At 72.3% G+C, this 24,653-nt stretch carries 24 protein-coding genes; 14 read left to right on the top strand and 10 right to left on the bottom strand.

The features are described 5' to 3' along the window. Positions 1 to 5 precede the first annotated feature (5 nt). Positions 6 to 1,337, top strand: coding sequence for an aminotransferase class I/II-fold pyridoxal phosphate-dependent enzyme (locus ACWY4P_RS04895; RefSeq protein WP_456208878.1), 1,332 nt, complete (start codon positions 6 to 8; stop codon positions 1,335 to 1,337). Between the two features lie 19 nt (positions 1,338 to 1,356). Here the strand turns inward: ACWY4P_RS04895 and ACWY4P_RS04890 are convergent, their stop codons facing one another. Next, positions 1,357 to 2,328 carry a DMT family transporter gene (locus tag ACWY4P_RS04890; protein WP_456208876.1) on the bottom strand — a complete coding sequence of 324 codons (972 nt, stop codon included), beginning with the start codon at positions 2,326 to 2,328 and terminating at the stop codon, positions 1,357 to 1,359. A gap of 74 nt (positions 2,329 to 2,402) precedes the next feature. Here ACWY4P_RS04890 and ACWY4P_RS04885 point away from each other — a divergent pair, with 74 nt between their 5' ends. Beyond that, entirely contained in the window at positions 2,403 to 3,311 is a 909-nt protein-coding gene (locus ACWY4P_RS04885; protein ID WP_456208875.1) for a LysR family transcriptional regulator, read from the top strand. A 134-nt stretch (positions 3,312 to 3,445) separates the two neighbouring features. Beyond that, entirely contained in the window at positions 3,446 to 4,090 is a 645-nt protein-coding gene (locus ACWY4P_RS04880; RefSeq protein WP_456208873.1) for a hypothetical protein, read from the top strand. 74 nt (positions 4,091 to 4,164) lie between these two features. Here ACWY4P_RS04880 and ACWY4P_RS04875 read toward each other — a convergent pair whose 3' ends face one another. After that, positions 4,165 to 4,626 carry a pyridoxamine 5'-phosphate oxidase family protein gene (locus tag ACWY4P_RS04875; RefSeq protein WP_456208871.1) on the bottom strand — a complete coding sequence of 154 codons (462 nt, stop codon included), beginning with the start codon at positions 4,624 to 4,626 and terminating at the stop codon, positions 4,165 to 4,167. Positions 4,627 to 4,748: 122 nt separating this feature from the next. Here ACWY4P_RS04875 and ACWY4P_RS04870 point away from each other — a divergent pair, with 122 nt between their 5' ends. Beyond that, positions 4,749 to 5,396 (top strand): isochorismatase family protein, encoded by a 648-nt coding sequence (locus ACWY4P_RS04870; RefSeq protein ID WP_456208869.1) that lies wholly within the window; start codon positions 4,749 to 4,751, stop codon positions 5,394 to 5,396. Between the two features lie 20 nt (positions 5,397 to 5,416). Here the strand turns inward: ACWY4P_RS04870 and ACWY4P_RS04865 are convergent, their stop codons facing one another. Continuing rightward, positions 5,417 to 5,884, bottom strand: a complete 468-nt coding sequence (locus ACWY4P_RS04865; protein WP_456208868.1) for a Rieske (2Fe-2S) protein — start codon at positions 5,882 to 5,884, stop codon at positions 5,417 to 5,419. A gap of 105 nt (positions 5,885 to 5,989) precedes the next feature. Here ACWY4P_RS04865 and ACWY4P_RS04860 point away from each other — a divergent pair, with 105 nt between their 5' ends. The 5 genes from ACWY4P_RS04860 to ung all read left to right on the top strand — a co-directional run bounded on the left by ACWY4P_RS04860 (position 5,990) and on the right by ung (position 9,795). Further along, entirely contained in the window at positions 5,990 to 6,823 is an 834-nt protein-coding gene (locus tag ACWY4P_RS04860; RefSeq protein ID WP_456208866.1) for a HipA family kinase, read from the top strand. Further along, positions 6,820 to 7,215, top strand: coding sequence for a DUF3037 domain-containing protein (locus ACWY4P_RS04855; RefSeq protein ID WP_456208865.1), 396 nt, complete (start codon positions 6,820 to 6,822; stop codon positions 7,213 to 7,215). The genes ACWY4P_RS04860 and ACWY4P_RS04855 overlap by 4 nt, the downstream gene beginning before the upstream one ends. Positions 7,216 to 7,374: 159 nt before the next feature. Beyond that, entirely contained in the window at positions 7,375 to 8,136 is a 762-nt protein-coding gene (fabG, locus tag ACWY4P_RS04850; protein ID WP_456208863.1) for a 3-oxoacyl-ACP reductase FabG, read from the top strand. 17 nt (positions 8,137 to 8,153) lie between these two features. Then, positions 8,154 to 8,915 carry an SDR family oxidoreductase gene (locus ACWY4P_RS04845; protein WP_456208862.1) on the top strand — a complete coding sequence of 254 codons (762 nt, stop codon included), beginning with the start codon at positions 8,154 to 8,156 and terminating at the stop codon, positions 8,913 to 8,915. Between the two features lie 199 nt (positions 8,916 to 9,114). Beyond that, on the top strand, positions 9,115 to 9,795 hold the full coding sequence (gene ung / locus ACWY4P_RS04840) for a uracil-DNA glycosylase (RefSeq protein WP_456212817.1): 681 nt from the start codon (positions 9,115 to 9,117) through the stop codon (positions 9,793 to 9,795). Between the two features lie 23 nt (positions 9,796 to 9,818). On the opposite strand, the gene ACWY4P_RS04835 is transcribed toward ung, so the two are convergent. Then, entirely contained in the window at positions 9,819 to 10,226 is a 408-nt protein-coding gene (locus ACWY4P_RS04835) for a DUF3224 domain-containing protein (protein ID WP_456208861.1), read from the bottom strand. A 117-nt stretch (positions 10,227 to 10,343) separates the two neighbouring features. On the opposite strand from ACWY4P_RS04835, the gene ACWY4P_RS04830 reads away from it, so the two are divergent. From ACWY4P_RS04830 to ACWY4P_RS04820, 3 genes are all read left to right on the top strand, one after another. Then, positions 10,344 to 11,330, top strand: a complete 987-nt coding sequence (locus ACWY4P_RS04830; protein ID WP_456208860.1) for a helix-turn-helix transcriptional regulator — start codon at positions 10,344 to 10,346, stop codon at positions 11,328 to 11,330. A gap of 87 nt (positions 11,331 to 11,417) precedes the next feature. After that, positions 11,418 to 11,927 carry a hypothetical protein gene (locus ACWY4P_RS04825; RefSeq protein ID WP_456208859.1) on the top strand — a complete coding sequence of 170 codons (510 nt, stop codon included), beginning with the start codon at positions 11,418 to 11,420 and terminating at the stop codon, positions 11,925 to 11,927. 312 nt (positions 11,928 to 12,239) lie between these two features. After that, positions 12,240 to 13,157 (top strand): Gfo/Idh/MocA family protein, encoded by a 918-nt coding sequence (locus ACWY4P_RS04820; RefSeq protein ID WP_456208858.1) that lies wholly within the window; start codon positions 12,240 to 12,242, stop codon positions 13,155 to 13,157. Here ACWY4P_RS04820 and lnt read toward each other — a convergent pair. The 6 genes from lnt to ACWY4P_RS04790 all read right to left on the bottom strand — a co-directional run bounded on the left by lnt (position 13,117) and on the right by ACWY4P_RS04790 (position 22,268). Further along, positions 13,117 to 14,700, bottom strand: coding sequence for an apolipoprotein N-acyltransferase (gene lnt / locus ACWY4P_RS04815; RefSeq protein ID WP_456208857.1), 1,584 nt, complete (start codon positions 14,698 to 14,700; stop codon positions 13,117 to 13,119). The genes ACWY4P_RS04820 and lnt overlap by 41 nt on opposite strands. Before the next feature lie 56 nt (positions 14,701 to 14,756). Beyond that, on the bottom strand, positions 14,757 to 17,219 hold the full coding sequence (locus ACWY4P_RS04810; protein ID WP_456208856.1) for a SpoIIE family protein phosphatase: 2,463 nt from the start codon (positions 17,217 to 17,219) through the stop codon (positions 14,757 to 14,759). 35 nt (positions 17,220 to 17,254) lie between these two features. Then, positions 17,255 to 18,259, bottom strand: a complete 1,005-nt coding sequence (locus ACWY4P_RS04805) for an ABC transporter permease (RefSeq protein WP_456208855.1) — start codon at positions 18,257 to 18,259, stop codon at positions 17,255 to 17,257. Then, positions 18,252 to 19,769: a sugar ABC transporter ATP-binding protein gene (locus ACWY4P_RS04800; protein ID WP_456208854.1), complete on the bottom strand. Its 1,518-nt coding sequence runs from the start codon at positions 19,767 to 19,769 to the stop codon at positions 18,252 to 18,254. The genes ACWY4P_RS04805 and ACWY4P_RS04800 overlap by 8 nt, the downstream gene beginning before the upstream one ends. Beyond that, positions 19,766 to 20,803 carry a sugar ABC transporter substrate-binding protein gene (locus tag ACWY4P_RS04795; protein ID WP_456212816.1) on the bottom strand — a complete coding sequence of 346 codons (1,038 nt, stop codon included), beginning with the start codon at positions 20,801 to 20,803 and terminating at the stop codon, positions 19,766 to 19,768. Before ACWY4P_RS04795 ends, ACWY4P_RS04800 begins: the two co-directional genes overlap by 4 nt. A 127-nt stretch (positions 20,804 to 20,930) precedes the next feature. Beyond that, positions 20,931 to 22,268: an enolase C-terminal domain-like protein gene (locus ACWY4P_RS04790; protein ID WP_456208853.1), complete on the bottom strand. Its 1,338-nt coding sequence runs from the start codon at positions 22,266 to 22,268 to the stop codon at positions 20,931 to 20,933. A gap of 164 nt (positions 22,269 to 22,432) precedes the next feature. Here ACWY4P_RS04790 and ACWY4P_RS04785 point away from each other — a divergent pair, with 164 nt between their 5' ends. Together ACWY4P_RS04785 and ACWY4P_RS04780 are read left to right on the top strand one after the other, a co-directional pair. Beyond that, the gene (locus ACWY4P_RS04785; RefSeq protein ID WP_456212815.1) at positions 22,433 to 23,197 is read left to right on the top strand and encodes a FadR/GntR family transcriptional regulator; all 765 of its coding nucleotides are present in this window, start codon (positions 22,433 to 22,435) and stop codon (positions 23,195 to 23,197) included. Then, positions 23,194 to 24,636, top strand: a complete 1,443-nt coding sequence (locus tag ACWY4P_RS04780) for an amino acid permease (RefSeq protein WP_456208852.1) — start codon at positions 23,194 to 23,196, stop codon at positions 24,634 to 24,636. Before ACWY4P_RS04785 ends, ACWY4P_RS04780 begins: the two co-directional genes overlap by 4 nt. The last annotated feature ends 17 nt before the right edge of the window (positions 24,637 to 24,653 follow it).

The following is a 24,653-nucleotide window of genomic DNA, read 5'->3' as shown; positions in this document are numbered from 1 at the left end:
GTTTTGTGCTAGGAGAGTATCGGATCGAAGGGCGTGGCGCAGCTGAGATCTCCGCGAGCGTCGAGCGCGCGGTGGGCGCCGGTGACCTGGCCCCCGGCCAACTGCTGCCGCCCATGCGGGAGTTGGCGACCCAGCTGGGCGTCAATCCCAACACCGTCGCCGCCGCCTACCGCTCGCTGCGGGAGCGGGGAGTGATCGAGACCGCGGGCCGCAAGGGGAGCCGGGTGCGCCCGCGCCCCGCCACCACCTCCCGCGAGCTGGTCCGCGTCGAGGCCCCCGAGGGCGTGCGCGACCTCGGGGACGGCAACCCCGACCCCGCCCTGCTGCCGCCGCTCGGCGAGGCGCTCGCCGCGGCCGCCGCGCGCAACGCCGAACGCCCGGCGCTGTACGGCGCGCCCGAGGTCTCCCCGGAGCTCGCCCGAGCGGCCCGCGCCGCCCTCGACGCGGACGGGGTGCCGGGCGGCCCGGTCGCCGTCACCTCCGGCTCGCTGGACGCGATCGAGCGCGTGCTCGCCGCCCACCTGAAGCCCGGCGACGCGGTCGCGGTCGAGGACCCGGGCTGGGGGAGCCTGCTCGACCTGGTCCCCGCCCTGGGGCTGCGCACCGTCCCGGTCGCGGTCGACGACGACGGGCCGCTGCCGGAGCGGGTCGAGGACGCGCTGCGCAAGGGGGCGCGGGCGCTGATCGTCACCTGCCGGGCGCAGAACCCGACCGGCGCGGCGGTGAGCGCCGCGCGCGCCCGGGAGCTGCGTACGGCCCTGGACCGCCACCCGCGAACGCTGCTGATCGAGGACGACCACGGGCACGGCATCGTGGACCTGCCGCTCCACTCGCTGGCGGGTGGGACGGAGCACTGGGTGCTGGTCCGCTCCGCCGCCAAGGCGTACGGACCCGATCTGCGGGTCGCCGTGCTGACCGGCGACGTGGTCACCGTGGACCGGGTGCGCGGCCGACAGCGGCTGGGCCCCGGCTGGGTCAGCCATCTGCTGCAGGACGCGCTGGCGCGGCTGTGGCGTACCGGCGCGGTGGACATCGCGGCGGTGGCCGCCTCGTACGGCCGGCGGCGCGACGCGCTGGTGCGGGCCCTGCGCGAGCGCGGGATCGCCGCCCACGGCCGCAGCGGGATGAACGTATGGGTGCCGGTCCCCGACGAGACCGGCGCCGTCGCCCGGCTGCTGCAGTCCGGCTGGGCGGTAGCGCCCGGGGCCCGGTTCAGGATCTCCTCGCCGCCGGGGGTACGGCTGACCGTGTCATCGCTGGGCACGGACGACATCGGTCCCGTCGCGGACGCGCTCGCGTCGGCGACGGGACCGGCCCCGGCGGGGCGCTATGGCTGAGGCGATCGAGTCACGGCACTCAGGCCCGAGAGGCCTTGGCGCGCGGCCGCGTCTGGGTCAGCGCCGCGCCCGCGAGCACGATCAGCGCGCCGACCGGAGTGTTCCAGGTGAGGTGCTCGCCGAGGATCGCCACGCCCGCCGCGGTCGCGATGACCGGGACGAAGTACGTCACCATCATGGCGGTGGTCGGGCCGACCTCCTCGACCAGGCCGTACTGCACCAGGAAGGCGAAGCCGGTGCCGAGCGCGCCCAGCGCGACCACCGACAGCAGCGGCAGCACCGGGAAGGAGCCCGGGGCCGGGGCGAACAGCGGGGCCACGACCGCCAGCTGAGCCGTGCCCATCAGCAGCTGGGCGCCGGACATCGCCAGGTGGGAGTGGCCGGAGCCGCTCAGTGTGCGCCGGACGTACTGCCAGCCGATCGCGTAGCTGAGCGAGGCGGCCAGCGCCATCGCGGTGCCCGCCGGGTCCTGGCCGGAGAAGCCCTGCCAGACGCCGAGCACGACCAGCACGCCGGCGAAGCCGATGCCCAGGCCCGCGACGCGCTGCCGGCTCGGCCGGTCGTCGGAGGCCGCCACCACGGCGAGCACCATGCCCCACAGGGGCGAGGTCGCGTTGCAGATGCCGGCCAGGGTGGAGGGGATCGTCAGCTCGGCGTACGCGAACAGCGAGAACGGCAGGGCGTTGAGGAAGAAGGCCGCCACGGCCAGATGGCCCCAGACCCGGGCGCCCCGCGGCAGCCGTTCCCGCTTCGCCACCAGGACCGCGACCAGGACGGCGGTGCCGAACAGCATGCGCCCCAACGTGACGTACAGCGGCGCGAACGCCTCGGTGCCGACCTTGATGAACAGAAAGCTGAAGCCCCAGATCAGGGTGAGCGCGCCGAACCGGATCCGCCAGTCCAGGAGCGGGCGGCGGGCCGGGGCGGCCGGGGCGGTGGTGGCCGCGTTGTGGCTGGTGGCGGCGGTGCGCGAGGCGGTCGCTGTGGTCATGACGCTACCTTGACGCCTGCCGACCTCTTAGGACAAGCGAGATTTCGTACGCGCTATCGCGTAGCATCGCTTACATGTTGAACCTGGAACGCCTCCGTACGCTGTACGCCGTGTCCCGCCACGGCTCCGTGAGCGGCGCCGCCGAAGGGCTGCACGTCACGACCTCGGCCGTCTCCCAGCAGCTGGCCAAACTGGAGCGCGAGACCGGGCAGCAACTGCTCGCCAAGAACGGCCGCGGCGTGCGGCTCACCGACGCCGGGCGGCTGCTCGCCGACCACGCGGCCCGCATCCTCTCCCAGGTCGAGCTCGCCCAGGCCGACCTCGAGGCGCAGCGCGGCCAGGCGGTCGGCGAGCTGATGATGGGCGCCTTCCCCACCGCCGTCCGCGGCATCTTCCCCGCCGCGCTGGCCAAGCTGAGCGTCGACCACCCCCAGCTGCGCCCCCGGCTACAGGAGATGGAGCCCGACGAGTCGGTGCCCGCGGTGGTGCGCGGCGACATCGACCTCGCCGTCGTCCTGGACTGGTACAACAAGCCGCTGCCGATGCCCGACGGGCTGGTCAAGGCGCCGCTGCTGGACGACCCCGTGGATCTGGCGATGCCCGCCGGCCACCCGCTGGCCGACCGGGACGCGGTGGACCCGGAGGAGTTCGCCGACGACGAGTGGATCTCCTGGCCTCAGGGAGGCTTCTGCTTCGACTGGCTGATGATCACCCTGCGCGGCAAGGGCCTTGAACCGCGCATCTGCCACACCGCGCGGGAGCACCACACCCAGCTCGCGCTGATCGCCGCCGGGCTCGGCGTCGCCGTGGTGCCCCGGCTGGGCCGCGGCGTGGTGCCCGAGGGGGTGCGGGTGGTGCCGGTGCGCCAGCACACCATGCGGCGCCATGTCTACGCCATCTGGCGCGCGGACGCCGACCGCCGGCCCTCGATCCGGGCGGCGGTCGACGTCCTGCGGGAGGTGGGGGAGCGGTCCGGCGGCTGAGCCGCGGCGTCATTGTCGCGCATTGGGCTGATCGAATGATTCGTCACATAAACACCGGGATTTGGGTGGAAGGCTCCTCAGGATAAGAAGACGTTTCCGGGAGATTTCCCGGCTCAAGTCCAAGGGAGTACTGAATGCGTCCTCAAAGCAGGGCCGCATCGCCGCGAGTGCGGTATTCACGACTGGCGTTCGGCGGCATCATCTCACTGACCGCCGTCTCGCTGGTAGGCGTACTGGGCGTCCTGCCCGCCGAGGCACGAGGCCCCGGAGCGAAATCGCAGTCGGCTTCGGACGTCGTCTCCACGGACCGGGCCGTCTCCATGGATGACCCTGAACCTGTCCCTGACCCCGACTCCATCCCCGGCCCCGGCAAACCCGGCCGGCCCGGTAAGCCCGGTGAGGTGAAGCCCCCGAGGCCCCCCGGGGTTGAAAACGGGTGCTTCGAAATCGACACCGTTCGTCAGGAAGCCGCCGGCGGCGGGGGCTTCTACGCAGCCACCAGTTTCGGAATCCCCTACGTGGGAGACGAGACCAGTCCCGGCGGGATCATCGACTGGGACGACCTCTCCGATGAGGGGGGAGCGGTACCCGTGGGTGCCTGCGGTGTGTCCATTGACGTCGGCCCCGGCGGCCAGGGCAGTGACATTTTCATCGACGTCATCACCACGTCGGGGACCGTGCACGGCATTACCTGCAGCCGCACGGGGTCGGTGATCACGTCCTGCGGCACCTGGGTTCTGCGCACGACCCCGATGCCCGGGGACACATTGGGCCCGTGAGTCCTGCTCTTACTCTCGAGACCTGACGCGGGGCAGTCGGCGAATCCGGCTGCCCCGCGTCGTGCCGCACGGTCCTAGGGGAGCTTGCGGAAGTCCCAGGAGTTGATCGTGTCGGGCGTCAGCCGCAGCCACGCGTGGCGGCCGTCGTGCGGCATGGCGGACAGCCCGAAGTACTTGGCCGCGAACACCCGCTCGGGCGTGTCGAGCTCCGGGCACGGCTCGCCGGCACGCGGTGCCTCACCGACGATCGCCACCCTGCCGGCCAGCTCGACGCCGCGCAGCTCCCCGTACTCATGCCCGTCGTCGACCACCACGGCGACCCGTGGATCCCGCAGCAGCTGCGCCCAGCGGCGGCTGCGGGTGAGGGAGTACAGCCACAGCGAGCCGCCGTCCCAGCCGAACCACAGCGGGCTGATATGCGGCCGCCCGTCCGTCGAGACCGTCGCCACCCGGCAGGTGCGCTGCTCGGCGAGGTAGGAGTCCAGCTCTGCCTGGGTCATCATGACGCGGCGGCCTCGCCGCTGGGTAACGGCCATCGGTCCCGGCACCTCCCGGTGACTGGTGTGTGCGGCACAGGATGGGGCCTCTTCCTTCCATGCGCAATGGTCGCTAGCCTCGCGCGGCCGGAAAACGGCCCGCCGCCCGCAGGAGGCCAACCATGCCCTCGTACGCCCGCGCAGCCCTGTCCGAGCTGCTGACCCCCGCGACCTGCGCGCTGCTCACCGTGGAGTGCCAGCGCGGCGTGGTCGGACCGCACGGCGCCCTGCCCGAACTGGCCGCCGCCGCCCGTGACTCGGGCGCGCTCGACACGGTCGCGCGCCTGGTGTCGGCGGCGCACGACACGCCCGTACAGGTCCTGCACGCGGTGGCCGAGCGGCGCGCCGACGGGCGTGGCGCGAGCCGGAACGCACGGCTGTTCCGGGCTGCCGAGCGGCTGCCGGTCCAGCAGCTGACCGGCAGCGAGGCGGTACGGATCGCCGAGCCGATCCCGGTCGCGCCCGAGGACCTGATCGTGCGGCGGCTGCACGGCCTCTCGCCGATCGCCGGGACGGACGTGGACGCGCTGCTGCGCAATTTGGGCTGCCGCACCCTCGTCATCACCGGCGTGTCGGCCAATGTGGCGATACCCAACGCGGTCTTCGACGCGGTCAACCTCGGCTACACGGCCGTGGTCCCCGCCGACGCCATCGCCGGGGTGCCCGTCGACTACGCCCCGGCGATGATCCGCAACACCCTCGCCCTCGTCGCCACCGTCACCACGGCCGAGGAGGTCATCGCCTGCTGGCGCCGGCCCCGGCCGCGGTGAGGCCCATGGCCGTCAGGTCATCAGCCCATCAGGATCGAGGTGCCCTCCACCTTGATCTCCGCGGGGGGCAGCGGCTTGGGCGACGGGCCGCTCTTCACGCTGCCGTCGGTGATGTCGAACTTGCTCTTGTGGAAGGGGCAGTTGATCGTGCCGCCGGAGACGTCCCCGACCGGATTATTCGCGTGGGGGCACACCGACGAGAACGCCTTGAACTCGCCCGCCTTGGGCTGGGTCACCACGATCTTGTGGTCCTTGAAGACCTTTCCGCCGCCCTCGGGGATGTCGGAGGTCTTCGCCAGCTCCATGCCGTCGCCCCCGCCGGTCTGGCCCGAGTCGCCGGCTCCGCCGCTCTTCGACGGCTCCGCCGAGCTCGAGTCGCCGTCGCTGCCGCACGCCGCGAGCGCGGCAGCGAGCCCGGCCGCTCCGCACGCGGTGACAAAGGCGCGGCGGGTGGTGGCGCCTCGCCCGGTGGTTGCCGGTTCCGCCATGGTGGTGCCTCCTGATGAGGGTACGTTTCCAAGACCATACGTGCGCGGCACCCCGAGCGTTCAGCCGCCACGAAAAGGGTTTGCGCCGCTCAATAGGGTGGGCGAATGCTCCCTGAAGTCACCGCCACCCGGTATGTCACACCGCTGCGTGAAGGCGGATCGCTGCCCGGCATCGTCGAGGCCGACGACCTCGGCACCTACGTCATGAAGTTCACCGGTGCCGGGCAGGGCCGTAAGACCCTGGTCGCCGAGGTCATCTGCGGGCAGCTGGGCCGCCGCCTCGGGCTGCGCGTCCCGGACCTGGTGCGGATCCAGCTGGACCCGGTGATCGGCCTGGCCGAGCCGGACGAGGAGGTCCAGGACCTGCTCAAGGCCAGCGGCGGGCTCAACCTCGGGATGGACTACCTCCCCGGCTCGCTGGGCTTCGACCCGCTGGCCTTCGGGGTGGGCCGCGCCGAGGCCGGGCATGTGGTGTGGTTCGACGCGCTCATCGGCAACGTCGACAGGTCCTGGCGCAACCCGAACATGCTGGTCTGGCACGGCCGGCTGTGGCTCATCGACCACGGCGCCACGATGATCTGGCACCACAGCTGGCGCGGCGCCGACGCGGTGGCCGCCAAGCCGTACGACGCCTCCGACCACGTCCTGGCGCCCTTCGACCCCGACCTCGCGGCGGCCGCCGAGGCCCTGGCGCCGCGGATCACCGAGCAGCTGCTGACCGAGGTCGCGGCCGACGTCCCCGACGAGTGGCTGGTCGACGAGCCCGGCTTCGACGGCCCGGACGCGGTGCGCCGTCGCTATGTCGAACTGCTGCTGGAGCGCGCCGCTACGATCAGCGACCGGATCACCCTCGGCGACCAGCGGCCGCCGAATGGGGACAAGCCGTCCCGGGCTCCGGAGTGGCTGCGGATCTGGGTCGAGGGAAAGGCGTCGGAGTGAGCGGGCGGACAGACGGCCGCGAGGTCTTCGAGTACGCGCTGCTGCGCGTGGTCCCGAGGGTCGAGCGCGGCGAGCAGATCAACGCGGGCGTCGTGGTGTACTGCCGGGCCCAGTCCTTCGTGGCGGCCCGCACCCACCTGGACGAGGCCCGGTTGCTCGCGCTGGACTCCGAGGCGGACGTGGCGGGCGTACGGGCGGCGCTCGCGGCCGTGGAGAACGTGTGTTCCGGCGGGGAGCGGGCCGGGCAGGCCGCCGGTGACGACGCGGGGCGCCGCTTCCGCTGGCTGGTCGCCCCCCGCTCCACGGTCGTCCAGCCGGGCCCGGTGCACACCGGCCTGACCCGTGACGCCGAGGCGGAGGTCGAGCGCCTGCTGGACCTGCTGGTGCGCTGAGCCCCCTTTTTTTGTGCTCGGGTCGCCGAGCACAAAAAAAGGGGGTCGTTGACATGGCGTAGTGGGCCTTCTAGCGTCTCGTACGCTGAAGCGACTAAGCGGTCGCTCACCGTCTTCGTCGTCCGGGCGGTGGGCCCCACCGAGGCGAGGAGAACCCGCATGTCCACCACCGAGCAGCGCGTTGCCATCGTGACGGGCGCCGCCCGCGGCATCGGCGCGGCCACCGCCGTGCGCCTGGCGCAGGAGGGCCGCGCCGTCGCCGTGCTCGACCTCGACGAGGCGTCCTGCGCGGACACCGTGAAGAAGATCACCGAGGCGGGCGGCACCGCCATCGCCGTGGGCTGCGACGTGTCCGACGCGGCCCAGGTGGAGACCGCGGTCGGGCGGGTCGCCGACGAGCTCGGCGCGCCGGTGATCCTCGTCAACAACGCGGGCGTGCTCCGCGACAACCTGCTCTTCAAGATGAGCGAAAGCGACTGGGACACCGTCATCGGCGTCCATCTGCGGGGCGCGTTCCTGATGTCGCGCGCCTGCCAGAAGTACATGGTGGACGCGGAGTACGGCCGGATCGTCAACCTCTCCAGCAGCTCGGCCCTCGGCAACCGCGGACAGGTCAACTACTCCGCCGCCAAGGCCGGCCTCCAGGGCTTCACCAAGACCCTGGCCATCGAGCTCGGCAAGTTCGGCGTCACCGCCAACGCCGTGGCGCCCGGCTTCATCGCCACCGACATGACCGCCGCCACGGCCGAGCGCGTCGGCATGGGATTCGAGGAGTTCCAGGAGGCCGCCGCGAGCCAGATCCCGGTGCGCCGGGTCGGCACGCCCGACGACATCGCGGGAGCCATCGCCTTCTTCACCGGTGACGCGGCCGGGTTCGTCTCCGGCCAGGTCCTGTACGTGGCCGGCGGCCCGCTCAACTGACGGGAGACACCGACCACATGACCGCGGGAACTTCGGACAGCGGCCGCGCCGCGCTCATCACGGGCGCCAGTCGCGGCATCGGATACGGCATCGCCGAGGCGCTGGTGGCGCGCGGCGACCGGGTGTGCATCACCGGACGCAACGAGGACACCCTCAAGGAGGCCGTGGAGCGGCTCGGCGCCGACCGGGTGATCGGCGTGGCCGGCAAGGCCCACGACGAGGCGCACCAGGCGGTGGCCGTCGAGCGGGCGATGGAGGCGTTCGGGCGGCTGGACTTCCTCGTCAACAACGCCGGCACCAACCCGGTCTTCGGGCCGATCGCCGACCTCGACCTGGGCGTGCTGCGCAAGGTCTTCGAGACCAATGTCGTCTCGGCGCTCGGCCTCGCCCAGAAGGTGTGGAAGGCCTGGCAGCAGGAGAACGGCGGGGCGATCGTCAACATCGCCTCGGTCGCCGGCCTTTCGACCTCGCCCTTCATAGCGGCGTACGGGGTGAGCAAGGCTGCCATGATCAACCTCACCGCGCAGCTCGCCCAGGAGTTCGCGCCCGGGGTGCGGGTCAACGCCATCGCCCCGGCCGTGGTGAAGACCAAGTTCGCCGCCGCGCTGTACGAGGGGCGCGAGGAGGAGGCCGCCGCGGTCTACCCGCTGGGGCGGCTCGGCGTGCCCGAGGACATCGGCGGCGCGGCCGCCTTCCTCACCTCCGACCAGGCGGCCTGGATCACCGGGCAGACGCTCGTGGTCGACGGCGGCATCTTCCTCAATGCCGGAGTCCGCTGAGGGCTTGCGTTCGCGCGCACTCCGACGAGGACAGAGGACAGTCTCGGGTGCCGGATCCGACCGGGTCCGGCACCTGAGACTTCTGTGTGAAGAGAGGTGCGGGCGAAGCTGGATGCCGCTTGAGGCGTTGTCGGTGGTCACCGGTAGGTTCTGGGGCACGTCAAGGGAACAAACACCGGAGGTTGTTGACGTGACCGACATGCTGCCCGAGTCCTGGCGCGGCGTCCTCGGCGAGGAGCTGGACAAGCCCTACTTCAAGGAGCTCACCGAGTTCGTCGAGGAGGAGCGGGCCAAGGGTCCCGTCTACCCGCCGCGTGAGGAGGTCTTCGCCGCTCTGGAGGCCACCCCGTACGACCAGGTGAAGGTGTTGATCCTCGGGCAGGACCCGTACCACGGCGAGGGGCAGGGGCACGGGCTGTGCTTCTCCGTGCGCCCCGGCGTCAAGACCCCGCCGTCGCTGCGGAACATCTACAAGGAGATGAAGGAGGAGCTCGGCCACCCGGTCCCGGACAACGGCTATCTGATGCCGTGGGCCCGGCAGGGCGTGCTGCTGCTCAACGCGGTGCTGACGGTCCGGGGCGGCGAGGCCAACTCCCACAAGAGCAAGGGGTGGGAGAAGTTCACCGACGCGGTGATCCGCGCCGTCGCCTCGCGCCCCGACCCGGCCGTCTTCGTGCTGTGGGGGAACTACGCGCAGAAGAAGCTGCCGCTGATCGACGAGGAGCGGCACGCCGTGGTCAAGGGCGCGCACCCCTCGCCGCTGTCGGCGAAGAAGTTCTTCGGCTCCCGCCCCTTCACCCAGATCGACGAGGCAGTCAAGGCCCAGGGGCACACGCCCATCGACTGGCGGATCCCGAACCTGGGCGCCCAGGCCGGGTGACCGCCCTCACGGGGTGACCGGCCTCAGCCCAGGTCGTACTCGAAGCTGTACGGGGTGGTGGACTGGCCGGTCATGGCCACGAAGCCGCCCTTGCCGGTGAGGCCCGCCAGCTCGCCGGTGCCGGAGCCGGGCACCACCTCCAGCGAGCAGTGGATCTTGCCGTCCTCGCCGAAGGCGCCGTGCTGTACGAAGACGAAGCTGCCGGCGCGCCCTCCGAGGGCGCCGGTCACCAGCTCGTAGCCGGCACAGACGCCCGTCTTGTCGGTGAAGTAGGTGATCGCGTACTCACAGGTGGTGCGCTCCGCCTCCAAGGTCCCGGAGAAGCTGTTGGTGACCGTGGCGCGGGCCAGTTTGAGGCCGTCACCGGCCTCGCCGACCGTGGTCTCGTCCCAGTTGGCGAAGGTGAACGTGCCGGTGGCGTGCGTGGTCATGCGGTTTTCCTTCCGATGGTTCCGAGGCCGCGGCGCGGTCCGTGCCGCGCGGCGTGAGGAGCACCTTGCCCGCCGTACCTGACATCCCTTGTCAGGTACGGCGGCACAATGGGAGCCATGCGCGCCGACCGCCTTCTCTCGCTGCTCCTGCTGTTGCAGAACCGGGGCCGGATGACCGCGCCGGAGCTCGCCGCGGAGCTGGAGGTGTCGGTCCGTACGGTCTACCGCGACATCGAGGCGCTCGGCGCGTCCGGGATCCCGGTGTACGCCGACCGCGGCCCGGCCGGCGGCTACCGGCTGCTCGACGGCTACCGCACCCGGCTGACCGGACTCACCGGCGACGAGGCCGACTCCCTCTTCCTGGCCGGGATGCCGGGCCCGGCCACCCAGCTGGGCCTGGGCGCCGACCTGGCCACCGCCCAGCTCAAGCTGCGGGCAGCGCTCCCGGCGGAGCTGGGGGAACGGTCCCGGCGCATCCAGGAGCGCTTCCACCTGGACGCGCCCGGCTGGTTCCGCGACGCCGAGGAGGTGCCCCACCTCGGCGCGGTCGCCGAGGCGGTGTGGCGGCCGCGGGTGCTGCGCGTGGACTACCGCCGCTGGCGCGGCGAGGTGCGGCGGGAGCTCCACCCGCTGGGCCTGGTCCTCAAGGGCGGCATCTGGTACCTGGTGGCGCGCGTGGCGAGCACGGACAGCATGGCGAGCGTGCGCACCTACCGCGTGTCGCGGATCCTGACCGCCGAGGTCCTGGAGAAGACCTTCGAGCGGCCCACCGGGTTCGACCTGGCCACCTACTGGGCGGAGTCGTCCCGGCGGCTGGAGGAGATGCGCTTCCAGGGCGAGGCCGAACTGCTGCTCACCCCGCGTGGACTGCGGCTGCTGCCGATGAAGTTCGGCGCGTCCGGAGAGGCGGCGGCCGCGGCCGCGGGCCCGCCCGACGCGGACGGCCGGGTGCGGGTGGTGCTGCCCGTGGAGTCGCTGCCCGTCGCGACCCACGACCTGCTGTGGCTGGGCGCGGAGGCCGACGTACTCGGCCCGCCCGAGCTGCGCGAGGCGGTCGCGCGCGCTGTCACCGAACTGGCCCAGCGCTACGCCCCGTCGGGCTGAGCGCGTGAGCGCGCTGCCCCGGATCGCCGCCGGCGGCGGCTAGTTTCGAAGGAGTGCCGGAACAGCGGAGGCCAGCGGGAGGCCGCGATGGCGGGAGCACGGCGCAAGGCGTCCGAGGACGACGCGGTGCCGACCAGGATCGGGCAGGCGGTCATGCTGCACCGCGGCGGCGACCGGGAGGAGGCGCGCAACCGCCTGGCCGAGCTGTGGCGAGAGCTCCGGGACGGCGGCGACCCCTTCCACCGCTGCGCCTTGGCCCACTACCTGGCCGACACCCAGGACGACCCGGCCGACGAGCTGATGTGGGACCTGCTGGCGCTCGCCGCGGCCGACCGGATCGCCGGCGCGGACGGCCGCCCCGCCGCCACGAAGGTGCGCGCCTTCTACCCGAGCCTCCACCTCAGCCTCGCGGCCGACTACGCGAAGCTCGGCCAACGGGCGGCGGCCCGTGGCCAGCTCGCCCTGGCCCGGGCCAGCGCCCGGGGGCTGGTCGACGGCCCGTACGGCGACGGCGTACGCGCCGCGATCCACCGGCTCGCGCTGCGGCTGGGTGGTGCGGTGGAGGGAGGCCCGCCGGGGTGGGGCCCGCCGAGGTGAGGACAGGTGTCAGAACCGCTGGAGGGAGACGGCGAGTATGGGGGTCGCACCAGCGTGATCCGGTCCGTGGGTAGTCCCCACACGGAACCGTCGGCCAGCAGCCGGCTCAGCGCGTCCAGGTTCCCGGGCACCGAGAGCACGCCGACTTCTTCGGGTCCATCCTCCCGGGCTCGCCCGGGGCCTGCGTGTCGGCGTCGTCCCCGCCGGTCATGCCGCGTCCCCGGCTCGCCCGTCCCGCTCGCTCTCCTCACGCCGACTCGCCCCGCCCCGGCCCCCGTATGCTGCCGGGGCGGGACGAACCAGGGAGACGGCATGAGGGTGGGCTGCATCGGGCTCGGGGATATCGCTCAGAAGGCGTATCTGCCCGTGCTCATGGCCCGGCCCGGGCTCGAGCCGCACCTCCTCACCCGCACCCCCGCCACCCTTCAGCGGGTCGGCGACGCGTACCGCGTCCCCGAGGCCCACCGCCACACCGACCTGGACACACTCCTCGCGGTGGGCCTCGACGCCGCCTTCGTCCACGCCGCGACGGCCGCGCACGCCACCCTTGTCACCCGGCTCATCGAGGCCGGGGTGCCGACGTACGTCGACAAGCCGCTCGCCTATCAGCCGGCGGACAGCGAGCGGCTGGTCGACCTCGCCCGGAGCCGCCGGGTCAGCCTGATGGTCGGCTTCAACCGGCGCTACGCCCCCGCCTATGCGCAGTGCCTGGACCACCCGCGCGACCTGATCCTGATGCAGAAGAACCGCGTCGGCCTCCCGGAGGATCCGCGCACCCTCGTCCTCGACGACTTCATCCACGTCGTCGACACGCTGCGCTTCCTCGCGCCCGGCCCGGTCGACCACATCGACGTGCGGGCCCGTATCCGCGGCGGCCTGATGCACCACGTCGTCCTGCAACTGTCAGGAGACGGGTTCACCGCGCTCGGCACGATGAACCGGATGAGCGGCTCCACCGAGGAGATCCTGGAGGTCTCCGGGGGAGACACCAAGCGGCAGGTCCTCAACCTCGCGGAGATCGTCGACCACAAGGGCCAGCCCAGCGTGCGCCGCCGCGGCGACTGGGTGCCGGTCGCCCGGCAGCGCGGCATCGAGCAGATCACCCAGGCCTTCCTCGACGCCGTGCGCGCGGGCACCCTGCTGACCGCGGAGGACGCGCTGCGCACCCACGAGCTGTGCGAGCGGGTCGTCAAGGACGCGCTGGAGAACCAGAGCCCCGCGAGCGCCTGAGCGCGCCCACGCCCTCCACCGCGCAGAAGGCGGCGAGCGCGGCCAGCGACCCGTACACGGTCCACGGCCCGGTCCGCACATACGGGCTGGTGCCCCGGCCCAGCGGCACCTCGTAGACCATGGCCGCACTCGTGTCGGTGCCCATCCGCCCGCCCACCGGCTCGCCGCGCGGCCCGAAGACCGCGCTCACCCCGGACAGGGTCGCGTGCACCATCGGCCGCCAGGTCTCCGCGGAGCGCAGGGCGGCCAGCGAGGCGTGCTGTGCGGGCGCCCAGCTGTGCTGGAACGTGGAGGTCGCGGACTGTACGACCAGGACCTGCGCCCCGTCCCGCGCCAGATTGCGGCTCATGTCGGGGAACGCCGACTCGAAGCAGACCAGCGGTCCGATCCGCAGGCGGTCCGGCAGCCGCATCACGACCTGCTCCGTGCCGCGCCTGCGGTCCTCGGGCGCCGCCTTGCCCACCGAGGTGGCCCAGCCCAGCAGCGACCGGGCCGGGATGTATTCGCCGAACGGCACCAGCCGCATCTTGTCGTACCGCTGACCGGTAGGGCCGTGCGGGCCTATCAGCACCGAGCTCTTGTAGATCCCCGGCCGGTCGCTGCGCCGCGCGTCCACGTTGACCAGCAGGTCCGCGCCGACCTGCCGGGACAGCGCGGCCAGCCGCCGGCTCAGGTCCGGCCGCGCGGCCAGGTCCTGGCCGACGCTGCTCTCGCCCCAGACGACCAGGTCGAGGTGGCGGCCGGCCAGCTGCCGGGTCAGCTGCTCGCCGCGGTCGAAGCGCGGTCCGGGGACGTTGATGACCCCCGGCTGCACCACCGCGATCCGCACCGTGCCGGCCGGCCCCGGCACCGGCGCCCAGCTCCACACCCCGGCGGTCGCCGCGGCACACGCCGTGACCCCGGCCAGCGCCACCCGGCGCGAGCCGGCCACCGCGGCCAGCAGGGCCAGCGAGACGTTCACCACCACGATCAGGAAGCTGACCAGCCACACCCCGCCCACCGACGCCAGCCGCAGCGCGGGCGGCACCTGCCACTGGCTCGCCCCCAGCAGTCCCCACGGCCCGCCCAGGTACTGCCAGGACCGTACGAGCTCGGCCAGCAGCCACGCGGAGGGCAGCAGCACCAGGGCCGCCGCCGCCCGGCCCGGCCCCGGCCGGCCGTGCAGCAGCCTGCGCACCAGCCAGCCCCACGGCAGCCACAACAGCCCGAGCAGCGCCGCGAGCACCACGATGAACACATGCAGGCTCGGCATCAGCCAGTGGTGCACCGCCAGCAGAAACCCCGCCCCGCCCAGCCAGCCGTCCAGGGCCGCCCGCCGGCCGGTGGGGGCCGAGCGGGCCAGCAGGATCCACGGCACCAGCGCCCCGTACGCCAGCCACCACAGCGACGGCTCGGGAAACGCCAGCGCGGGCAGCGCCCCGGCCAGCACCGCCGCGGCGCCGCGGGTCCACGGGGAGGTGAGCAGGCACTGCCGCCGGCCCGTCGACCGGCCCCCGCGCCCCACCGACTCGCGCACGCCGTGCCCCCTCCCTGTGGCCAGCATCCAGTGTGCGGGAGTGAGCCGATCATGAACAGGGCGCGGGCGCGCCGGGGTGCGCCTCATGCCGGAGCCGGAAGGTCCTGCTCGGCCCAGATGAGCTTGCCGCCCTCGGCGTAGCGGGTGCCCCAGCGGCGGGTCAGCTGGGCGACGAGGAACAGGCCGCGGCCGCCCTCGTCGGTGGTACGGGCGTGGCGCAGCCGCGGCGAGGTGTTGCTGGCGTCGGCGACCTCGCAGATCAGCACGTCGTGCCGGATCAGCCGCAGCCGGATCGGTCCGGTGGCGTGGCGGATGGCGTTGGTGACCAGCTCGCTGACGACCAGCTCCGTGGTCATCATCAGCTCATCGAGGCCCCACTCGGCGAGTTGGCGGACCGTCAGGGAGCGGGCGCTGGCGACCACGGCCGGGTCGGTGGGCAGGTCCCAGGAGGCGACATGGCCGGGGCTCAGGGAGTGCGTACGGGCCAGAAGCAGGGCGACGTCGTCGGACGGCGGGCGGGTGAGGAGGGTGTCGACCACCGCGGAGCAGAGGTCCTCCAGGGGCAGCCCGGGCTGGGCGAGGGTATTGCTCAGGCGGCCCAGGCCGATATCGATGTCCGGGTCGCAGGTCTCGATGAGGCCGTCGGTGTAGAGGGCGATCAGGCTGCCCTCCGGGAGTTCGAGTTCGGCCGACTCGAAGGGCAGCGACCCCAGGCCCAGCGGCGGTCCGGCGGGCAGGCTGGGGAAGGTGACCTCGCCGTCCGGAGCCACGATGGCGGGCGCCGGGTGCCCGGCCCGGGCCATGGTGCACCGCCGGGTGACCGGGTCGTAGATCGCGTACAGGAAGGTGGCGCCGATGAGCGCGGCGGCGATGTCCTCCTCGCCCACCCGCTCCTCGCCGAGCCGGATGACCAGGTCGTCGAGGTGGGCCAGCAGTTCCTCCGGCGGCAGGTCCATGTCCGCGAGCGTGTGCACCGCGGTACGCAGCCGGCCCATGCTGGCCGCGGCGTTGATGCCGTGCCCCACCACGTCGCCGACCACCAGGGCCACCCGGGCCCCGGACAGCGGGATCACGTCGAACCAGTCGCCGCCCACGCCGTCGCGGACGTCGGTCGGCAGATAGCGCGACGCCACCTCCAGGACCGGGCTGCCGGGCAGGTTGTGCGGCATCAGGCTCCGCTGGAGGGCCAGGGCCGTGGTGTGCTCGCGGGTGTAGCGGCGGGCGTTGTCCACGCACAGCGCGGCCCGTGCGACCAACTCCTCGGCCAGCACCAGGTCGTCCTCCTCGAACGGGTCCGGGTCGCGGGAGCGGACGAACGAGGCCACGCCCAGGATGGTGCCGCGCGCACGGATCGGCGTGACCATCAAAGAGCGCATCCCGAACTCGCGGACCTTCCGGGCCCGGGCCGGGTCCGGGTTGTCGCCGGTCCACGCGGTGACGGAGACGTTCATCGCCGGGTCCAGGAGGGCTTCGCCGGAGAAGAAGCAGGAGGCGAAGGGCGAGGTCGGGGAGATGGAGACGAGGTCCCCGAGCGCGGCGATGGACTCGGGCGTGCCTTCGTGGATGGAGGCCTGCCCCGCCCGCCGGAACGCGGGCAGCGTCCGCTGCGACCGGGCCAGGGGCTCGGGCTCTTCGCCGCGCAGCACCGACTCCAGCAGGTCGACGGTCACGAAGTCGGCAAGCCGCGGCACGGCGAAGTCGGCGAGCTCCTGGGCGGTTCGCATGACGTCCAGCGTGCTGCCGATCTTCGCGCTGGCCTCGCTGAGCAGGGCCAGCCGCTCGCGCGCCCGCCACCGGTCGGTCACGTCCATGCCCATGTAACACACGCCCACCGGGTGGCCGTCGGCGTTGTCGAGCCGGAAGAACGAGGTCGAGTACGCGTGCTCGCGGTACGGATCGGCCATGGTCCAGCCCCGGTACTCGTAGTCGACCACCGGTTTGCCGGTCTCGAGCACATCCCGCATCTGCGCTTCGAGCGCGTTTGTGTCCAGGCCGGGCAGGGACTCCGCCATCCGGCGGCCCAGCCGCTGCTCCCGGGGCACCCCGCCGTAGCGCTCCAGCATGTCGTTCATCCATACGTACCGCAGGTCCGGGCTGAGGACGGCCATGCCGATCGGCGAGCGGACGAGGAACGCCTCCAGCAGCGATCCGCTCAGCGCCCACGAGGGGATCTTCGACAGGTCGATCGCGGAGATCAGCCAGCACCCGCGCCCGCAGAACTCGGAGATCCCGGAGATCCCGGAGACCCGCACACCGACCTCGACCTGGTGGCCCGAGCGGTGCCGCAGCGTCACCAGACCGCCCCAGCTGTCCTGGTCGCGGCACTGCTCCGCGATGCTCCGCGCCTTCGCCGCGTCCTCGGCCGCCGCCATCAGCTTCGAGGCAGGCGTGTTCAACACCTCGGCAGCCGGGTAGCCGAGGAGGCGCTCCGTGGCGGTGGTCCATCCGACGACGGTGCCCGCCGCGTCGACCACCGCGGTCGCCGCGTCGGCCATGTCGAACGGGACGTGCGCTTCGGTTGGAACGATTCCCTCGGGGCTGGTCATCGCCCGTCCCATCTGCGGAGAGATTTCCCTTAATACTATGACTCCTGTGCCTCGCCGGTGGTGAGGCGGGCCACGATCAGGGCGAGCAGGATGATGCCGCCGTAGATCGCCTGGATCCAGAAGGACGACACCTGGGCGAGGGTGAGCAGGTTCTCCAGCATCCCCAGCAGCAGCGTGCCCAGCAGGGCGCCGAGCAGCGAGCCGCGGCCGCCCCTGAGGCTGATGCCGCCGATCACCGCGGCCGCGAAGACGGTGAAGATCATGCCGCTGCCCTGGTTGGCGTCCACCGCGCCGACCCGTCCGGCGATGACCAGCCCCGCGACGGCCGACAGCGCCCCGCCGGCCATCAGGACCGCCCAGCCCACCCGCGTTACCCGGATGCCCGCCGCACGGGCGGCCGGGGCGTTGCCGCCGACCGCGTACACCGCGCGGCCGAAGCGGTGATAGCGCAGAGCGAACCCGGCCACGGCGAAGCACCCGGCGCTCACCCAGACGCAGATCGGCAGGCCCAGCCAGTTCTCGGAGCCCAGGGCGAAGAAGGCCGCCGGGGCGTCGAACAGCGTCCTGCCGGAGACCAGGCCGATCAGGACCCCGCGCAGCACGATGTTCATCGCGAGGGTGACGATGAAGCCGTTGAGCCGGAGCCCCACGATCAGGGCGGCGTTGACCGCGCCGATCAACGCCCCCGCCACGGGGATGATCAACAGCCCCAGCCAGGCGGGCCAGCGGGTGCCGAAGCCGCCGGAGGCGGCGGGGATGACGACCAGGAAGCCGAGCGCGGGCGCCAGGCCCGCGATGGACTCCAGGGACAGGTCCATCCGGCCGCTGATCAGGATCATCGCCTCGGCGAGCACCAGCAGCCCGAGCGCCGAGGAGGCGCCCAGGATGTTGATCAGGTTCTCCCGCTCCAGGAAGGTGTCGTTGGCCAGCGCGCCGATCACCAGCAGCAGCAGCACCGCGGGCAGCAGCGCGAGATCGCGGATCCGGAACAGGGCGGCACGGCGGACCGGGCCGGCCGGGGAAGCGGGCGGGTCAGCCATGGCCGGCCGTCACCCCTTCGACGGCGGCGAGCAGGTCGCCATCCCGCCAGCCCGCCGGGTACTCGGCCGTGACGAAGCCGTTGAACATGACGAGCACGCGGTCGCAGACGCGCAGATCCTCCAGCTGGTCGGAGACCACCAGCACCGCGCGCCCCTCGGCCCTGGCCCGGATCGCCGCCGCGAGCAGGGTGCGCTTGGCCCGTACGTCCACCCCGGCCGTCGGGTCGATGAGCACCAGCACCCTGGGGTCGGTGGCCAGGGCGCGCGCCAGGACCACCTTCTGCTGGTTGCCGCCGGACAGCTCGCTCAGCGGCTGGGCGGGTCCCTCGGTGCCGATGCCGAGGTCGGCGATCGCGCGCCGGGCGACGGCGTCCCGCGCCCCGGGCCTGATCAGGCCCAGCGGGCCCAGGCCGCGGACCGGCATGGTGATGTTCTCGGCCACCGACAGCAGCGGGACCAGCCCCTCGTGGTGCCGGTCGCGCGGCAGACAGCCGACCCCGGCGGCCAGGGCCGCGGGGACGCTGCCGGTGCGCAGCGGGCGGCCGAAGATCCAGGCGCGGCCGCCGGAGGCGCGGTGCAGACCGGCCAGCGCGGCCCCGAGCTGATGGCTGCCGGAGCCGGCCAGCCCGGCCAGGCCGACCACCTCACCGGCCGCGACGGTGAGGCTGACGTCGTGGAAGCGCGGGCTGCTGAGGTGCTCCAGACGTACGGCGGCGGGGGCGGCCGGGCCCGAGGGCCGGGGCGGTGCGGCGCGCGGGACCGGCAGGCCGCCGGGCTCGCCGGTCATCGCCGCGATCAGCTTCCCCGGGGGCATCTCGCCGACCGGGGCGGTGACGATCCGGCGGGCGTCGCGCAGGACGGTGACGGCCTGGCACACCTCGTACACCTCCCGCAGGTGGTGGGAGATGTAGAGGAAGGTGACCCCGGCCTCCTGGAGCCGCCGCATATGGGCGAACAGCCGGCCGGTCGCCCGGGAGTCGAGCTGGGCCGTCGGCTCGTCCAGGACGATGAAGCGGGTGCCGAGCGAGAGCGCCCGCGCGATCTCCACCAGCTTGGTGTCCTCGACGCTCAGCCCGCCGGCCCGGGCCGTCTCGTCCACCGGCACGCCCCACGCGTCCAGCAGCGCGCGGGCCTGCAGCCGCATCCGCCGCCGGCTGATCACCCGGCCGCGCGGGGTGACCGGCTGACGGCCCAGGAACAGGTTCTCCGCCACCGACAGCTCGTCGATGGTCGTCGACCGCTGGTAGACGCAGGCCACCCGGCGGCGCCACGCCGCCCGGTCGGCGAAGGCGGGCGCGGGCTCGCCGTCGTACCGCACCGTGCCGCGCTCCGGCCGGGTCAGCCCGGTGAGGACCGACACCAGCGTCGACTTGCCCGCCCCGTTGCGGCCGACGAGGGCGTGGGAGTCGCCCGCCTCGACGGTGACCCCCGCGTCCAGCAGGGCCACCGTGGGCCCGTACCGCTTGGTGATCCCCAGGGCCTCGACGAGCGGGGGCCGGACGGTGTTCATCGGCGGTTGCCCCACAACGCCGGGTCGTTGACGTTGCGCCGGGTCACCAGCGGCGCGGGGAGCTGGTCCTGGAGGATGCCCCCGGGCAGCTCGACGATGGTGCTGCCGTGGCCCGTGCGGCCCGGGTGGAAGGTCTTCCCGGCCATCGCCCGCTTGATGTAGTACATGGCGTACTTGGCGTAGAGGTCGGCGGGCTGGGAGACGGTGGCGTCGATGAGGCCCTCGCGGATGGCGGTCAGCTCCTGCGGGATGCCGTCGTTGGAGACGATCGTGATGTGCCGGGGGCTGCCGGCGCGGACCAGCGCGTTGTGGCGCTGGAGGGTCCGCAGGGTGGGCGCCAGATACACCCCGCCGGCCTGGAGATAGATGCCCTTGATGCCGGGGTTGGCGGTGTACAGCGCCTCCAGGCCGGCCGCGGCCTTGTCCGCCTGCCATCTGGCGGGGATGTTCAGCACCTTGATCGCCGGGTAGCGCCGCGCCATGCACCCGGAGAACGAGGACGAGCGGTCCCGGCCGTTGACCGAGGCCAGATCGCCCTGGACCTGCACCACCTTGCCCGTCTTCACGGCCCGCCCCAGGACCTGGCAGGCCTTGCGGCCGTACGCGCGGTTGTCGGCCCTGACCACCATGGCCACCTTTCCCTTCCGCGGGGCCACGTCGACCGCGACCACCGGGACGTGTGCGCGCTGCGCGGCCCGCAGGCCCGTGGCGATGGCGGCGGAGTCGATGGGCGAGACCACCAGGCCCTTGACGCCCTCGGACAGCAGGTTCTGGATGTCGCTGATCTGTTTGCCCGTGTCGGAGTTGGAGTTCACCGTGGGGAGCACCCGGACGCCCTGCTCGGCGGCCTGCCGCGGGATGTCGTGGTTGTAGGCCTGCCAGAACGGCGAGGTGAGAAACGGGACGATGACGCCGACCCGACCGCCGGCCGGGTGGCCGCCGCAGCCCGCGGCGGCCGGGCCCAGGGCCAGGGCGAGAACCGCGACGGCGGCGGTGCGGTGGCGCACCGCGCCCCTCCGTACCCCCCGGCCCATCGTGCTCACGCTGCCCTGTCCCGCTCAGTCCCGCCGCGCTCCAACGCGCGGGCTTCCCTCGTCACTGCTCGCTCCTTCGTCGCTGCGCGGCTCCTCAGTCCAGCCCGCGCAGCGCGCCAAGACACGCTCATGCCACCCCCTGTGCCCGCTCGGCGAGCCAGACGGCGCCGTGGGGGTAGGCGTACGCGCGCAGCGACTCGGGCCGCAGGGTGGAGCTGAACCCGGGGGCGGAGGGGGCCGTGTACCGCCCCCGGGCGATCACCGCGGGATCGGTGAAGTGCTCGTGCAAATGGTCGACGTACTCGATCGTGCGGTCCTCCAGCGTTCCGGAGACTGCCACATAGTCGAACATGGCCAGGTGCCGCACCAGCTCGCAGAGCCCGACGCCCCCCGCGTGCGGGCACACCGGAACCCCGAACTGGGCGGCGAGCAGCAGGATCGCCAGATGCTCGGGAATCCCTCCGACCCGGCAGGCGTCCAGTTGCAGGATGTCCAGGGCCTGAGCCTGCAGAAGCTGCTTGAAGATCACCCGGTTGGCGGCATGCTCGCCCGCCGCGACCTTCACAGGTGCAACGGCACGGCGGATCGCGGCGAGGCCGAGGATCTCGTCGGGGGAGGTGGGCTCCTCGATCCAGTACGGGTCGAACCGGGCCAGCGCGCGGGTCCACTCGACCGCCTCGCCCAGCTCCCACCGCTGATTGGCGTCCAGGGCGATCCGGATGTCCGGGCCGACCACCTCGCGGGCGATCCGGCAGCGCCGGATGTCGTCCTCCAGGTCGGCGCCGACCTTCAGCTTGATCTGGGCGAAGCCGTCGGCGACGGCCCGGCGGGCGGCCGAGGCGAGGTGGGCGTCGGAGTAGCCGAGCCAGCCGGGGGAGGTGGCGTAGGCCGGATAGCCCTCGGCCCGCAGCCGGGCCTCGCGCTCGGCCTTGCCGGGCTCCGCGCGGCGCAGGATCAGCAGCGCCTCGTCGGGGGTCAGCGCGTCGGCGAGGTAGCGGAAGTCCACGAGGGCCACCAGCTGCTCGGGGGTGAAGTCGGCCAGGAGCTTCCACAGCGGCTTTCCCGCCCGCTTGGCGCACAGGTCCCACAGGGCGTTCATCACGGCGCCGATGGCCATGTGGGTGACGCCCTTCTCCGGGCCCAGCCAGCGCAGCTGGCTGTCGCCGACCAGTGCGCGGTAGTGGCCGCCCAGGTCGGCCGGGGTCCCGTCGAACTCCGCGCCGATCAGGTGCGGGCGCAGGGCGTCGATCGCCGCGACCGCCACCTCGTTGCCCCGGCCGATGGTGAAGCAGAAGCCGTGGCCCGCCAGGCCGTCCGGGGCATCGGTGTGAATGGTCACATAGGCGGCCGAGTAGTCGGGGTCGGGGTTCATGGCGTCCGAGCCGTCGAGCCGCCGCGAGGTGGGGAAGCGGATGTCGTGGGTGTCGACGGCCGTGATACGTGCCTTCGTCAGCTGCTGCGTCATACCTGATCACGCACCCGTCGCCCATGTCCCGGCCGGAGCCTCCAGCCCATGAGAAGAAACTCCACATAGAGCATAAACCGGGCAAAAGCCTCACCTTGTGCAGTTGGGCTCTCTTTGTCGCGGAACTATTGACAATGGTTCCGTGGCCAGCCGAGTATCTGCCCGTGAACTTGTCAGACAGCCAGACAGGCGCGGCGGGCTCGTCGATCCCGCGTCGTGTCAGTGCCATGGAAGCCGTGCTCACGCACCTCCGCCACGCCATTGAACAGGGCGAATACGCGGTCGGGGACAAGCTCCCGTCCGAGGCGGAGCTCTGCCGTCGGCTGGAGGTGAGCCGACCGGTGCTCCGGGAGGCGCTGCGGGCCCTGCAAACCATGGGGCTCACCGTGTCGCGCACCGGCAAGGGTACCTTCGTCATCTCCAACGGCCCGGTGGAGGACCCCACCTTCGGCGACTACACGGCGAGCGACCTGCTCGAGGTGCGTCGGCACGTGGAGATCCCGGTCGCCGGGTACGCGGCCGGCCGCCGCACCGCCGAGGACCTGGACCATCTCAACCATCTGCTGGAGCGGATGGAGCGGGAGACCGACACCACCGCCTGGGTGGCGATGGACACACTTTTCCATCTCGCCATTGCCCAAGCGGCCCGGAACCCTGTATTCCGCAAGGTGATCGAGGAAATCCGCGACGCCCTCGCACGGCAGTCCGCGTTCCTCACCGAACTCGGCGACCGGCGCGAGCAGGCGAACCGAGAACACCGGGCGATCGTCGAGGCGCTGTCCGACGGCTCGGAGCCCGACGCGGTGGCGGCGATGACACATCACCTCCAGCGCGTCGAAAAAACCCTCACCACCATCGTGCGGCCCGCCCCCGAGGCAGGCCTTGCCGCGATACCCACGAGAACAGCAACGGAAGGCCAGCAGGAGTGAGCGAGCAGTCCCTCCGGCAGGAAGAACGCCGTCAGCAGCCCACCAAGACCCCGCCCGCACATGTCGACGCGGGCGACGCCGGGTACAGCAAGTCCCTCAAGGCCCGGCATGTCAACATGATCGCCATCGGTGGCGCCATCGGCACCGGGCTCTTCCTCGGAGCCGGAGGGCGGCTCAACGACGCCGGACCATCCCTGTTCATCGCCTACGCGGTCTGCGGCGTCTTCGCCTTCCTCGTGGTACGGGCCCTGGGCGAGCTCGTGCTGTACCGCCCCTCCTCGGGCGCCTTCGTCTCGTACGCCCGCGAGTTCCTCGGCGAGAAGGGGGCCTTCGTCGCCGGCTGGATGTACTTCCTGAACTGGGCCACCACCGGTATCGCCGACATCACGGCCGTCGCGACCTACACCCACTACTGGGGCATGTTCACCGACATCCCGCAGTGGGTGATCGCCCTGATCGCGCTCGCCGTCGTGCTGGCGGTCAACCTCATCTCGGTCAAGCTCTTCGGCGAGATGGAGTTCTGGTTCGCGATCATCAAGGTCAGCGCGCTCGTCGTCTTCATGGCGATCGGCATCTTCCTGCTGGTCACCCGCCACCCGGTCGACGGGAATGACCCCGGCCCCGGGCTGATCTTCGACAACGGCGGCGTCTTCCCGCACGGCGTGCTCCCGATGCTGCTGGTCATCCAGGGCGTCATCTTCGCCTACGCCTCCGTGGAGCTCGTCGGCGTGGCGGCGGGGGAGACCGAGAACCCCGAGAAGATCATGCCCAGGGCGATCAACTCCATCATGTGGCGCGTTGCCCTCTTCTACGTCGGCTCCGTGGTGCTGCTCTCCATGCTGATGCCGTTCACCTCCTACTCGCACGATCAGAGCCCGTTCGTGACCGTGCTGTCCAACATCGGCGTGCCCTCGGCCGGCGGGGTGATGAACCTCGTCGTGCTCACCGCCGCCATGTCCAGCCTCAACTCCGGGCTCTACTCCACCGGCCGCATCCTGCGCTCGATGGCGATGTCGGGCTCCGCGCCCAAGTTCACCGGTGTCATGAGCCGCACCCACGTCCCCTACGGCGGGATCCTGCTCACCGCCTTCTTCTGTGTGCTGGGCGTGGGCCTGAACTACGTGGTGCCGAGCAAGGCCTTCGAGATCGTGCTGAACTTCGCGGCGATCGGCATCCTCTCCACCTGGGCCATGATCATGCTGTGCCACCTGCTCTTCTGGCGTAAGGCCCGCGCCGGGCTGGTCAGCCGCCCCGGCTACCGGCTCCCCGGTTCGCCTTACACGGAGATCGTCACCATCGGCTTCCTCGCCTCCGTCCTGGTCCTGATGTGGGCCGACGGCGGGCCCAGCCGGCTGACCGTCATGGCGCTCCCCGCGATCGTGGTGGCGCTGGTCATCGGCTGGTTCGGTGTACGGGGCCGGGTGAGCGGACGGCGATGACCGCCCCCGAACGGCAC

The organism is Streptomyces sp. LZ34 (assembly GCF_053890475.1).
This window is presented reverse-complemented; position numbering and strand designations above follow the sequence as displayed.